10 protein-coding genes and 1 tRNA gene are annotated in these 13,382 nt (G+C 27.7%); 7 read left to right on the top strand and 4 right to left on the bottom strand.

Annotated elements, in window-relative coordinates; all coding sequences use genetic code 11:
• Window positions 1-172: 172 nt before the first annotated feature.
• Window positions 173-243, top strand: a tRNA-Trp gene (locus R5Z65_RS05250).
• A 102-nt stretch (window positions 244-345) separates the two neighbouring features.
• On the opposite strand, the gene R5Z65_RS05245 is transcribed toward R5Z65_RS05250, so the two are convergent.
• Window positions 346-2,562, bottom strand: coding sequence for a 5'-nucleotidase C-terminal domain-containing protein (locus R5Z65_RS05245; protein WP_317367563.1), 2,217 nt, complete (start codon window positions 2,560-2,562; stop codon window positions 346-348).
• Window positions 2,563-2,781: 219 nt separating this feature from the next.
• Here R5Z65_RS05245 and R5Z65_RS05240 point away from each other — a divergent pair, with 219 nt between their 5' ends.
• Genes R5Z65_RS05240 through R5Z65_RS05230 form a run of 3 tightly spaced genes read left to right on the top strand, consistent with a single transcriptional unit; the run spans window position 2,782 to window position 6,254 of the window.
• The gene (locus R5Z65_RS05240) at window positions 2,782-4,251 is read left to right on the top strand and encodes a YceG family protein (RefSeq protein ID WP_317367562.1); all 1,470 of its coding nucleotides are present in this window, start codon (window positions 2,782-2,784) and stop codon (window positions 4,249-4,251) included.
• Between the two features lie 18 nt (window positions 4,252-4,269).
• Entirely contained in the window at window positions 4,270-5,346 is a 1,077-nt protein-coding gene (locus R5Z65_RS05235; protein ID WP_317367559.1) for a toxic anion resistance protein, read from the top strand.
• Between the two features lie 23 nt (window positions 5,347-5,369).
• Window positions 5,370-6,254 (top strand): hypothetical protein, encoded by an 885-nt coding sequence (locus tag R5Z65_RS05230; protein ID WP_317367556.1) that lies wholly within the window; start codon window positions 5,370-5,372, stop codon window positions 6,252-6,254.
• A 162-nt stretch (window positions 6,255-6,416) separates the two neighbouring features.
• Here the strand turns inward: R5Z65_RS05230 and R5Z65_RS05225 are convergent, their stop codons facing one another.
• A complete protein-coding gene (locus R5Z65_RS05225) occupies window positions 6,417-7,355 on the bottom strand; it encodes a glycosyltransferase family 2 protein (RefSeq protein ID WP_317367554.1) in 939 nt (312 codons plus the stop codon).
• A gap of 233 nt (window positions 7,356-7,588) precedes the next feature.
• Between R5Z65_RS05225 and mltG the strand changes: the two genes are divergently transcribed.
• From mltG to R5Z65_RS05210, 3 genes are read left to right on the top strand one after another with little or no spacing between them, the layout of a single operon-like run.
• Window positions 7,589-8,701 (top strand): endolytic transglycosylase MltG, encoded by a 1,113-nt coding sequence (gene mltG / locus R5Z65_RS05220; RefSeq protein WP_317367551.1) that lies wholly within the window; start codon window positions 7,589-7,591, stop codon window positions 8,699-8,701.
• Between the two features lie 12 nt (window positions 8,702-8,713).
• Window positions 8,714-9,400, top strand: a complete 687-nt coding sequence (locus R5Z65_RS05215; RefSeq protein ID WP_317367549.1) for an O-methyltransferase — start codon at window positions 8,714-8,716, stop codon at window positions 9,398-9,400.
• Window positions 9,381-10,643, top strand: coding sequence for a U32 family peptidase (locus R5Z65_RS05210; RefSeq protein WP_317367548.1), 1,263 nt, complete (start codon window positions 9,381-9,383; stop codon window positions 10,641-10,643). Before R5Z65_RS05215 ends, R5Z65_RS05210 begins: the two co-directional genes overlap by 20 nt.
• A gap of 177 nt (window positions 10,644-10,820) precedes the next feature.
• Here the strand turns inward: R5Z65_RS05210 and R5Z65_RS05205 are convergent, their stop codons facing one another.
• On the bottom strand, window positions 10,821-12,020 hold the full coding sequence (locus R5Z65_RS05205; protein ID WP_317367547.1) for an LL-diaminopimelate aminotransferase: 1,200 nt from the start codon (window positions 12,018-12,020) through the stop codon (window positions 10,821-10,823).
• An 80-nt stretch (window positions 12,021-12,100) separates the two neighbouring features.
• Window positions 12,101-13,375 (bottom strand): aminotransferase class I/II-fold pyridoxal phosphate-dependent enzyme, encoded by a 1,275-nt coding sequence (locus R5Z65_RS05200; protein ID WP_317367545.1) that lies wholly within the window; start codon window positions 13,373-13,375, stop codon window positions 12,101-12,103.
• Window positions 13,376-13,382 lie beyond the last annotated feature (7 nt).

The following is a 13,382-nucleotide window of genomic DNA, read 5'->3' as shown; positions in this document are numbered from 1 at the left end:
GGTACTAATGGTCGAGTGCTTGTCCAAAAGATAAGGTTTAAATCAGGAAAAACAGGATACCTTGGCTAGTGTTTGTTATTGTTTTAATGTAAATATAGAAAGTTTTTAAAATATTATGTAATTAGTTAAATCTAAAAATAATATTTTTTTTCTATATAAATTAAATATATTTAGGGGTGTGGTCAAATGGTATGACAGAGGTCTCCAAAACCTTTAGCGAGGGTTCGATTCCTTCCACCCCTGTTATTATTAAGAATATAGGTTTCTATATTCTTTTTTTATATAGAATAAAAAGATATAAAATAAAAAGTGTAGATATTTCTACACTTTTTATTTTATATTTATTTATAATATTTTTTTAGTTAAGTTATCAAGAATTACAGAAATCTCTGCTTTTGTAACATTTTTTTGTGGGTTAAAGCTTTTACCATCGCCTTTTAATATGCCTATTTCTGCTAAAAATTCAAAGTTTGGTTTAGCAAAATCTGATATAGTATCATTTATAGTAATAGGTTTTCTTTCTATTTCTATATCATAAGCTTTTACAATATTACCAATCATAAGAGCAACATCTTCTCTTGTTAAAATATCATTGTCATTATATTTTTTGTCAATACTATTATTAGTAATACCATATTCTTCTAAATTGCTATTTTCTAAGCCTAAAAGTTTTTGTAAAATTCCTTTAAATTGTCCATAAGTAACTGGGTTATTAGGATAGAAATTATCACTATCTTCAAATATACCTAAAGCTTTAAAGTAGTAAATACTTTCATTAGCCCAATAAGGAGGTTCAATTTCTGGAACATCGTTATATAAAGTTACTTCTGAATCATCTTTTAAGTATAAAAATTTATCTAAATCAATAGGTTTAAATTGTTTTTTATTTTCTTTATCATTGTTACCAACTACAACTTTAGTACGGTTGCCAGGCATAGTGTATGTAAAGCTGCCACCATTTTTTTCTGTTAAATCTGTAATATATTCGGCTAAAACAACGTCTAAAACTTCACCTTCTGCAATATGTTTTAAATTGCTAAGGGCAGTATAACCATCACCACCAGCAATAACAAAGTCGTTAGATGCTAAAGCTATCTCCATTTTATTATCATTTCTATCAAGTAAAACTTCTTTACCATCTTCTGACACTAAATATATAGCAGTAATTCTTTCACCAGTACCAGCAGTTGGGTTTTCTGGGTCAAAAGCAGGTTTTGTAGGGTCTATTTCTAATCTCATACCACTAATTTGTGGAAATCTACCATCAAGGCCAGTTATTTTTCCATTAGCATCTATTTCCATTTTACAAACACCATTTTCTAAAGCGTTATATAAAATGCTAGGCGTAACAACTTTTACAGATATAAGGTTTCCAAAAGGTAAAACATTAAGTACATCTTCTAAAGTAATATCTCCAGCGTCTATATTAGCACGAACACCACCACCATTTTGTAAAGCAACAATAGGTAAGTTTTTGTATTCTGTATTTTCTAATAATTTTTTAGTACTATTAGCCATAGCATCTGCTATTAAATCTCCCATAGGAGTTTCTTCTATACGGCAGAGTCTTGTCCCTTCTTTATCAAAAGCATAAAGGTCTGTTTTTGTGTTACCTATAACTTTTTGTAACTTTTTGCTTATATTGGCATCATAAGTATTATATACTTTAGAAACTTCTTCATTAGCAGGATTTTCTTTAACTACTGTTTCCATATCTAATAATTCTGTTTTAATATCAACATCTTTATTGTTAAAATTTAATGTAACTTTACCAAGTTTTTTTAATGCAGAACCAGTTTGAACAATAGTAGTATCATTTACTTTTTCTTGTATTATAGTGTGGCTATGACCATCTATTATTAAATCTATACCATCTACCTGTTTAGCTAAATCTAAGCTAGTAGGTGAGCTAGATTTATCATCTCCTATGTGAGTGATAGCTACAATAGCATCAACTTTTTCAGCTTTTAAAAGCTCTACTTGTTTTTTAGCCACTGCTATAACGTCTTTAAATTGTGTACCATTTAAGTTTTTAGGGTTAGTTTTGTAATAAGTTTCTTCAGTTGTTAAACCAAAAATACCTATTCTTTTACCATTAATCTCCTCTATAACATTAGCACCATTTCCGTTTATACCATTTAATATTAAATTTCCAGTAGCATCTACAACATTTGCTGCAAGAGGAGTAAATTTAGCTTTTTTCATATTTTCAACAGCTTTTTTTGAGCCAAAGTCAAATTCGTGGTTACCCATAACGATAGCATCATAGCCAGTAGCATTCATAATATCTACTATAGCTTCACCTTGAGTGTATGTAGCTAAAGAGCTCCCTTGAGTACAGTCACCAGCGTCTAAAAGTAAAGAGTTTTTAGTATTATCTCTTAAAGTTTTAACATTAGCTAAATTTTTTACAGTACCGTGCATATCATTTGTATGGTATATAATTATGCTATCTTGTTCTGCACCAAAAACATTAACAAGTGGAGAATAAGACATAGCTAATGCTAATGACAATGCTAAAGACAATCCTTTTATTGATTTTTTATTTACAAATTTTTTCATAATTGATAAGACCTCCTTTTAATAAGATTGCAAGTTAATATTATCATCTATACAAAATTTTGTCAATAAGGTAAAATAATGTGATAGATACTATAATAAAATAATAAAAACATTATAAATAGTGTATATTATTTAGTTGACAATGTATATAATATATATTATAATTAATTAATTATAGTTTTTTAAGAGTATATAATATTTATATATAGAGGTGATATTATGCAATTTAGCAGATTATACGAAGCTACATTAGGCAATATAACTAATAATGATACTAACTCATTTATAGTATTTTATGGTTCTAATATTAGTAACGAAAATACAATAAGAGATACATTACATACATTTGTTAAAAATGTAGTAGAAAATGAAAAAGAATACGTTATATTAGAAAATACTTTTGAGCTAACAGATGAAGATTATTCTTTAATAAAAGGTAATGAAGATATAGAAAAAAGAATACAAGTAGCATATGATATACTAGCGCTTAAAGAGAATATAAACCAACAAGAAAAAGAAATTATTATTAACACTGTAAAAGAATATATTATAAAAAATGATATAAATTTTGTGGAAAAACCTTTAATAGTAGCATATGGTGATTTTTATAGAGAAGATTTATTATTTTTAGACTTAGTAAACATTATGGGAGCTAATGTTATTGTTTTTGATTTACAAATGTTAAACATTGACTATTGGACAAAAAAAGAAGGATATACTATATATAAAGGTAAATTTGAATATGATGGCTCTATATTTGATGCAATAGATAATGGTGTTTTAATAAATTCTAAATCTACAGATTGTAAGATACATAATGATAAAATAATAAATGATTATTTAGATGACGGATTTTACTCTAAAGAGCAATTAGCAAAGTTTAAATCTGTGGGTACACATATAAACGCTTCTCGTTTTGATATAATACCTATTATAAAAGAGCCTGCATCTTTAAGAGATGGGTTTAAATTATTAAAAGATGAGCAAAAGGTTATAATACCTTGTTTTTGTACATTAATAAATGGTAGACATAAATATTTAGAAGATTATCATAATTTTGTAGATGAAATTATTAATGAAAATGGGTTAGATATTTTATTAAAACAACCAGCAGATTTTATTATAAGTTGTACTAATAAAGAAGATTTAGACTTTGATATAAATAACTGTTATAATACTAATGTAGATAATAATGCAATTACAGTATATTTTGATAGGCTTTTTGACTTAAAAATTTATAAAAATGACGATTTACCTATTATTTTACAACAAAATATAGTAGATACATCTTTAGACATAAAAGATAGTTTAAATTTAAGTTTAGATGACTATAAAATACTATTAACAAATTTAATATCAATGGATAGCAAGTTTAAGCATATATTAAATGCTAGAGATTGCTCTGGGCAAGTGCCTAGAATAGTTGTTATAGACAATTTTAATATATCAAACAAGCACTTAATTTATTTTATGGTTACATTAGCAAAGCTTGGCATAGACATTATTTTTATGAGTACAAAGGGTGTATTTAATATAGAAAATTATTTACCAGAGTATATGATAAATATTATAAGCTTAGATAAATATGATGAAGATAATAATATGTTATTAACGTATAAAGATAAAGGAGTAACAAAAACTTTAAATAGCCTTAAATATAAAATGTTAAATAAAGTAAAAAATAAATAACTATAAAGGGGTGTTATTATGGACGATTTACAACCAATTAATACACAAGAAATAAAGCCGTTAGATGATAGAAAAGAACAGCTAAAGCAGTTACCACAGGTTGTTAGCTTATCTAATAGTATAGATTTAACAAATCCAACAGAAATAACAAAATATGGATACGAGCCTAGCGAAAATTTATCTAAAATAAATGATAGAATACTAGAAGATATAAAAAAAGTAAAAACAGAAGAAGTGGGAGAGATGTTAGTAAAACTTACTAACATTATGAAGTCTTTTGATTTACAAGAAATAAAAGACTACCAATTTAAAGAAAAGAAAAGTTTTTTAGATAAAATAAAAGAAAAGCTTAATAGCGTTAAAGAAGATATTTATGATAAATATAATTCTTTAAGTAAACAAATAGAGGGTGTAGGTACATTATTAAATAAATATAGTTCAGATATAGCTACATCTAATAAAATGTTACAAGCACAGTTTGAAGCTACAAGAAATTATATGAGTGAGCTTGAATATTATATAGTTGCAGGTGAAATGGCTTTAGAAAGAGTAGAGCAAGAAAAGGTTAAGTTAGCAACAGATGTTACTATAAGTAATGAAGATAGAATGGCTTTAGAAAGTCAAATAAGCCTTGCACAAGATTTACTTACACAAAGAATACTAGATTTAAGCGTATCTCAAAATGTAGCTATGCAAATTATACCTATGATAAATATGATGGTTGCTACTAACTCTAACTTAAATATAAAAATAGATTCTGCCTTTATAACAACATTACCTATATTTAAAGTAAGTGTAATTAATGCTATTACTCTTAGAAGGCAAGCTATTCAAAACCAAGCTATATCTCAAGCAGAAGATTTTACTAGACAACTATTTGAAAAAACTGTTCAACAAACAGTTGATAACACTAAAAATGTAAAAAAATCTGCATCTAGCCCTGTTATTAGTATAGAAACATTAGAAAAAACTTATAACACTATATTAACAGGTATAGAAGAAGTAAAACAGATAGACCAACAAAATAAACAAGATAGATTACAAAATATAAGAAAATTGGAAGAGCTTAAAACAAAAATGATACACCAAAATTAAATAAATATTTGGGAGAGTTGTATATGAAAAATTGGAAAAAATTATTAAAGGTTATACCGCTAGTATTTTTTATATTTATAGGAAATTTTTACTATGAGGTAGAGGGTAAAAGTAGAAGTAGAAGTAGCTCAAGTAGTAGGAGTAGTTCAAGTAGTAGAAGTAGTAGCAAAAGCTCAAGCAGTAAAAGCAGTTCAACAGGAAGTAGTAGCAAAAGCTCAAGTAGTAAAAGTAGTTCAACAGGAAGTAGTAGCAAAAGCTCAAGTAGTAAAAGCAGCTCAACAGGAAGTAGTAGCAAAAGCTCAAGCAGTAAAAGCAGCTCAACAGGAAGTAGTAGCAAAAGCTCAAGTAGTAAAAGTAGCTCAACAGGAAGTAGTAGCAAAAGCTCAAGTAGTAAAAGCAGTTCAACAGGAAATAATAGCAAAAATGATGAAAATGCATCATCTAGTGGTAGAAGTAAGCTAGATGTTAATAATAGTAAAAATTATTCTCCTAAAGAAACTAAAAAAATAAAAGATATTACAAGTGGTAATAAAAAGATAAAGGCAAATGATGTAGAAGATGTGTTTGAAAGTAAAGGTATAAACCCTAATACTACAAAAAAATATTATTACCCACCAACTTATAGACGCTCTATATTAGATAATCCATTTGTAAGGTACTATTTAGTATATAATATTATAGATGATACAATAGAAATGGTAACTGATTCTAGAGGGTATAAAGAAGACCAAATAGTAGGTGTTGTTTCTAATGAAAACGGAGAAGAAGAAATTATTATGTTTGAAGAAGAATCTGGGCATAGAAAGAATAAAAGCTATTTTAGTATTACAAATATAATAATAGTAATAATAGTAATAATTTTATTATTTATATTTATATCATATAAAAAGACATTTGGTAAGAAATAGGTATAAAAAAGATTGTGTATATACACAATCTTTTTTATTAAATACAATTAAGATATGACTTATATTTTTAAAGGGAAAATTATATACGGGTGTTTGTATTAATTTTTCATTTAAAAAAATATAGGAATATCTGTTTTTGGATACAAAATATTTAAAAAATTACTAATCTTTTTTATCTATATTTGTTTCTGTCATTATATAAATAGGTCTTTTTTTAACTTCTAAGTATATTTTACCAATATATTCTCCAAGTATACCACAAGATAATATTATTATACCACCTATAAAAAGGTTAATTGTTATAATAGAGGCATACCCTGGTACATCTATACCTAATATTAATGTTTTTAAAATTATATATATTAAATATATAAAAGAAGAACAAGAAATAAAAAAGCCTAGTATAGATGCTATTTTTAAAGGAAATGTAGAAAAGGCAGTTATACCGTCTATTGCATAGGAAAATAGCTTAAAAAAGTTCCATTTACTAACACCACCAGCGCGCTCTACATTTTCAAAGCTTATCCATTTTGTATTAAACCCAACCCAGCTAAAAATACCTTTAGAAAAACGCTGTACTTCGCTAAGGGCTAGTATAGCATTAACCATTTTTCTAGTCATAAGCCTAAAATCTCCTGCACCATTTGGCATATTTACTTCAGATATTTTATTAGTTATACTATAAAAATTGTTAGTAAAAAATGTCCTAAGCTTGCCATCGCCTGTCCTATCTGCACGATATCCACCACAACAATCGTAGCCTTCTTCTATATATTTTATCATTTTTGGTATCATATTAGGTGGATTTTGCATATCAGAATCCATTATTAATACCATATCACCACTAGACTGCTTAAGCCCTGCATACATAGCAGCCTCTTTACCAAAATTTCTAGAAAATGATATATATTTTACTTTATCATCTTTTTTAGCTAAAGTTTTTAATATATAAAGTGTGTCATCATAGCTACCGTCATCTACAAATATATAGTTAAATTTATAATTTGGTATAGTTAATATTATCTCTTCTACTGCATTATAAAATATATTTAAAACTTGACTTTCATTATAACAAGGAACAATAATGTCTATATTTTTCATTTTTTCACCCTCATACTAATTGTATAAAATATTATATATTATAACACAAAAAGGTATTTTTAAAAACTATTATTTTATATTTTATTATAAATTTAAAAGCACTAAGCCTAATAGTTTATATACACTAAATTTCTACTAAAAATATATGATTTGCAAAAATACTTGATATAATAGGTATACTATGTTAAAATCTATCTTGTATTATATATACTATACACTAGAGAGGTAAACATATGAGCAAAAAAAAAGGTAAAAGTAGTAAAAATAAAGGTAGAAAAAAAAGAAAAATAAAATCTAAAAAAGCTCCTATAATTATTTTATTATTATTTTTAATTGTAGGAATATCTTCTAGTTTAGTATCTTATAACTATTATTCTTTATATCAAAAAGGTGGTATAAAACTAGATAAAGATAACATAGGACATAATGTAAATATATCTATAAAAACTGGTACTACCTCTAGAGAAATAAGCGAAGCTCTTAAAAGTGCTAACATTATAGATAATAGCTTGCTTTTTTATTTAAAAGTAAAAAATGACGGAGTTTATAAAAATTTTCAAGCTGGAGATTTTGTTTTTAACACTAGTATGGACTATGACCAAATAATAGAAACATTACAAAAACCAGGGCAAAGTGACCAATTAAAATTACTAGTAAAAGAAGGACAAACTCAGGAAGATATAGCTAAAATACTTGATGAAAAGGGTATTGTATCTTATGATGATTTTATGAATGCTTGTAACACTATCTCTTTTGATTATGACTTTTTAAAAGATTTGCCAAAAGACAGTGAAAGAGAAAGTGTACTAGAGGGTTATTTATACCCAGATACTTACTATTTATCTAAAAATGAAACAGCAGAAAGTATAATAAACAAGCTATTATCAAGGTTTAATGAACTTTATACAGATGATATGGTAAAAAAAGCTAACGCTATGGGACTTACAACAGATGAAGTTGTTACTATTGCATCTATTATAGAGCGTGAGGTAAAATACAAACCAGAAAAAAACATAGTTGCATCGGTTGTGTATAATAGGCTTAAACAAAATATAAAGTTGCAAATGGACGCAACTGTTTTGTATGCTAAAAAAGAACATAGCGATAGAACTTTAATATCTGATACAAAAATACAATCTCCTTATAATACATATTATGTAGATGGACTACCTATAGGGCCTATATCTAACCCTAGTATAGATACAATAGAGGCAGTTTTAAACCCTGCTAATACAGACTATCTATATTATGTAGTAAAAGACGATACAACAGGAGAGCATTTTTTTACAGCAGATTATAATGAGTTTTTAACAGCTAAAGATAAGTACGTTAAAAAATTTAATTAAAGGAGAAACATTATGGCTTTAATAGATGAAAATTTAGATATTTATCTTAATAATCTTATGCCTAAAGTAGATGGAGCTTTAGGAGAGCTTCAGCAAAAGTCTTATAGTGAGGGTGTACCTATTATACCTAATGATGTTGTTAGGCTTATATCTGTTTTATTATCTATAAAAAAACCTAAAAAAATATTAGAGATAGGCTGTGCTGTTGGATTTTCTTCTAGCTTTATGTCTGGCTTTTTACAAGAAGGTGGCAAGGTTACAACAATAGAGAGATACCCTGTTATGATAGAAAAAGCTAAAGCTAATATAAAGGCTCTTGGGCTAGAAGATAAAATAAATCTTATAGAGGGCGATGCCAACGAAGTTTTAAAAACTTTAGATGATGAATATGACGTTATATTTATGGACGCAGGCAAAGGACAATATATTAACATATTGCCAGATGTTTATCGCCTTTTAAAAATAGGTGGCATTATTATAGCAGATGATATTTTACAAAATGGCGATGTTGCCAAACAAAAAGAAGAAATAGTTAAAAGACAACGAACTATACATTATAGATTAAATGATTTTTTGTGGGAAATAACTCACAATAAGGGGCTTAACACCTCTATTTTAACAATAGGAGATGGTGTTGCCATTTGTTACAAAACTAAAAATATAGAAGGGTTGATTATAAATGAACAAAAAGAAAGTTGAGCTTTTAGCCCCCGCGGGAGATTTAGAAAGGCTTAAAGTAGCTATATTATATGGAGCAGATGCTGTATATTTAGGAGGTAATGCCTTTGGGCTTCGTGCAAAAGCCAAAAATTTTTCAATAGAGGAAATGGAAGAAGGGGTAAAATTTGCTCATAGCCATAATGCTAAAGTATATGTAGCTTGTAATATTTTTGCACATAATTCTGATATTAATAACGAAAAACTTATAAAATATTTAAAAGACCTTGAAAAAATAAATGTAGACGGTGTTATAGTTGCAGACCCTGGTATATTTTCCATAGTTAGAGATACTGTACCTAATATGGAAGTGCATATAAGCACACAAGCTAACACTACTAACTATCAAACGGCTAAGTTTTGGAAAAGCCTTGGTGCTACAAGGGTAGTTATGGCAAGGGAAATGTCTTTTAAAGAGATAAAAGCATTGTCTGACAATGTGGAAGATTTAGAAATAGAGGCATTTGTACACGGTGCTATGTGTATGGCTTATTCTGGTAGATGCTTGCTTAGCAATTACTTTACAAATAGAGATGCAAATCGTGGTGCTTGTGCTCAGTCTTGTAGATGGAAATATAAAATTGTAGAAGAAACAAGACCTGGGGAATACTACCCAATAGAAGAAGATGAAAGAGGCACTTATATTTTCAATTCTAAAGATTTATGTATGATACAGTATATACCAGAGCTTATAGAAAGTGGTGTGTACAGTTTTAAAATAGAAGGACGTGTAAAAACATCTTATTATGTTGGTTCTGTTATAAAAGCATATAGAGAGGCAATAGATGATTATTTAAAAGACCCTGCTTTATATGAAAGTAAAAAAGAATATTATCTTGATGAAGTTAAAAAATCTAGCTATCGTGGTTATACAACAGGGTTTTTCCTTGGTAGACCAGATGAGGAGGCTCAAGTATACACATCTAATTCTTATGTTAGAACATATGATTTTGCAGCACTTGTTAAAGAATATGATGAAGAAACAGGTTTTGCAATTATAGAGCAAAGGAATAAGTTTGTTGTAGGAGAAGAAGTGGAGTTTTTAACAACTAGTGGTAAAAACTTTACTCAAAAAGTTGTAGAAATGTACGACATAGACGGCAATAGGTTAGAAGAAGCTCCTCACCCTCAACAAATTATTAAATTAAAAGTAGATAATCCTGTATCTCCTTTTGATATGATGAGAAAAGAAAGCGATAACCCTGTTTTACCAGAAGATATTTAAATATTAGTTATAATAGAAAATAGCACATCATATAGATGTGCTATTTTCTATTAAATACAATTAAGATATGCCTTATATTTTTAGAGTAAAAATTATATACGGTTATTTGTATTAATTTTTAAGAATAAAAATTGATATAAAGTATTTAAAAATTGATTAATTATAGTGTATAAAATACTATTTAAATATAGTTTTAAATCTATCCATAGCTTCAATAGTAGCTTCTCTACTACCAAAAGATGAAAGCCTAAAATATCCATCACCATTTTTACCAAAGCCAACACCTGGCGTACCTACTACTGCTATTTCATTTAACATTTTATCAAAAAAGTCCCAAGAGCCCATATTGTTTGGACATTCAAACCATATATAAGGAGAATTTATTCCACCATAGTAGTTAATACCACATTCTTCCATAGTGTTTGCTATTATTTTTGCATTTTCTTTATAATAGTTTATAGTTTCTTTAGACATTCTCATACCTTCTTCTGTAAATACAGAGGCAGCACCTTTTTGTATTATGTAAGGTACACCATTAAATTTTGTAGTTTGACGTCTGTTCCACATTTTGTTAAGGCACATATCGCTACCTTTAGAGCTTTTTATAACAATATCTTTAGGAACGATAGTGTAGCCACATCTAGTACCTGTAAAACCTGCTGTTTTAGATAAAGAGCAAAATTCTATTGCACATTTTTTAGCACCTTCTATTTCAAATATACTTGTAGGTAAGCTAGCATCTTCTATAAAACATTCGTATGCAGCATCAAACAATATTATAGAGTTATTTTCTAAAGCATAGTCTACCCACATTTTTAGTTGCTCTCTATTGTAGCAAGCACCTGTTGGATTGTTAGGAGAACAAATGTATATTAAATCTGCTTTTTTGTTTTTATCTGGTAAAGGGAGAAAGTCGTTATCTTTATTAGCATCTACATATATAACTTCTCTACCATTCATAATATTTGTATCTACATAAACAGGATATACTGGGTCTGGTATCATAACAACATTATCTACAGAGAAAAGGTCTGTTATATTGCCAGTGTCAGATTTAGCACCGTCTGATACAAATATTTCTGTTGTGTCTAAGGATACTCCTTTTCTACCATAATAGTCTTTTATAGCATTTCTTAAAAAGTCATATCCTTGCTCTGGGCCATACCCTTTAAATGTTTTTTCATCTGCCATTTCATCTACTGCTATGTGTAAATTTTCTATAACAGCCTTATTAAGAGGTTTTGTAACATCACCTATACCAAGACGGATAACTTTTTTATCTGGATTTTCTTCTGTAAATTTAGCAACTCTTTTAGCTATATCAGCAAAAAGATAACTTTCTTTTAAATTTAAATAATTTTCATTTAATTTTACCATTAATATCACTCCTTAATTTTTATAATTATAAATTATAATTATAAAATACTTTTTATAAATTATAACATAAATTGATTTTTTTACAAGTTATTTTGTGCTATCATTTTATCTATTGTAGCTATTTTTACACAAAGACAAAATATATCCATAGCCTTTTGTAGCTCTGTTGTAGTAGGAAAAGACGGTGCAAGTCTTATATTACTATCTTTAGGGTCTAGCATATTAGGGTATGTACTTCCAGCATCTGTTAATATAACACCTATCCCCTTGCACATATCTACAACCTTTTTAGCAAGGCCATCTAAAGTGTAAACAGATACAAAATATCCTCCTTTAGGACTATCCCATTTTAAAATAGGATTATCTTTAAAATTAGTATTTAAAGTATTTAAAACTATATCAAATTTTGGTTTTAAAATATTTGCGTGTTTATCCATAAGGGTTAAGGTGTTTTGTTTATTTTTTAAAAACTTTACTGTCCTTAGTTGGTTTATTTTATCATATCCTATCGTTTGGGTAGATAAATGCTTTAGCGTATCTTTTATTGTATTATCACTACCTGCTATTAAAGATACACCACCACCAGGAAAGTTTATTTTAGATGTGGAAAAGAAATACATTATACGGTCTTGTGTATTATATTTGTTACAAGCATCAAAAATATTGTAAAGCTCCACCCTTTCGTAAATGTGATGTATAGCATAAGCATTATCCCAAAATATTTTAAAATCTTTAGCTTTTGTTTTCATTTTTGCTAATCTATCTATATTTTCTTTGCTATAACAAGTGCCTGTTGGGTTAGAATACAATGGAACACATATAATACCTTTTATATACTCATCTTCTTTACAAAGGCTCTCTACCATATCCATATTTATACCATTTTCTGTTATAGGTATGTTTATCATTTCAATATTAAATTTTTTTAATATATCAAAATGCCTATCATATCCTGGGACAGGGCATAAAAATTTTACTTTTTGTAATTTGCACCAAGGGGTATTATCCATATAACCAAAGGTATAAAGCCTAGAAATAGCATCATATATCATATTTAGTGTAGAATTTCCACCTATTATAATATTTTCTTTATTTATATTTAGTATATTAGAAAATAGCTCTTTAGCCTCTTTTATACCGTCTAGTATGCCGTAGTTTCTTAAATCTATATTATCGCTAGATATGTAGTCATTTATATTTAGCATATCATTAGATAAGTCTAACTGCTCTTTACAAGGTTTACCTCTAGACATATTTAAGTTTAACTTTTCTATTAAATATTTATCATATTGTTTTTTTAGTTCTTTTTTACATTGTAAAAGTTGGTCCTTAGATAAAGTGTTAAAATTTTTCATAAATGCT

The sequence above is a fragment of the uncultured Tyzzerella sp. genome (assembly GCF_963558545.1).
In the GTDB taxonomy this organism is placed as follows: domain Bacteria; phylum Bacillota; class Clostridia; order Lachnospirales; family CAG-274; genus Tyzzerella.
This window is presented reverse-complemented; position numbering and strand designations above follow the sequence as displayed.

Bases quoted from the DNA above. Each gene is read 5' to 3' on its own strand.
- R5Z65_RS05245 (WP_317367563.1), bottom strand. From the start codon at position 2,562: ATGAAAAAATTTGTAAATAAAAAATCAATAAAAGGATTGTCTTTAGCA.
- R5Z65_RS05240 (WP_317367562.1), top strand. From the start codon at position 2,782: ATGCAATTTAGCAGATTATACGAAGCTACATTAGGCAATATAACTAAT.
- R5Z65_RS05235 (WP_317367559.1), top strand. From the start codon at position 4,270: ATGGACGATTTACAACCAATTAATACACAAGAAATAAAGCCGTTAGAT.
- R5Z65_RS05230 (WP_317367556.1), top strand. From the start codon at position 5,370: ATGAAAAATTGGAAAAAATTATTAAAGGTTATACCGCTAGTATTTTTT.
- R5Z65_RS05225 (WP_317367554.1), bottom strand. From the start codon at position 7,355: ATGAAAAATATAGACATTATTGTTCCTTGTTATAATGAAAGTCAAGTT.
- mltG (WP_317367551.1), top strand. From the start codon at position 7,589: ATGAGCAAAAAAAAAGGTAAAAGTAGTAAAAATAAAGGTAGAAAAAAA.
- R5Z65_RS05215 (WP_317367549.1), top strand. From the start codon at position 8,714: ATGGCTTTAATAGATGAAAATTTAGATATTTATCTTAATAATCTTATG.
- R5Z65_RS05210 (WP_317367548.1), top strand. From the start codon at position 9,381: ATGAACAAAAAGAAAGTTGAGCTTTTAGCCCCCGCGGGAGATTTAGAA.
- R5Z65_RS05205 (WP_317367547.1), bottom strand. From the start codon at position 12,020: ATGGTAAAATTAAATGAAAATTATTTAAATTTAAAAGAAAGTTATCTT.
- R5Z65_RS05200 (WP_317367545.1), bottom strand. From the start codon at position 13,375: ATGAAAAATTTTAACACTTTATCTAAGGACCAACTTTTACAATGTAAA.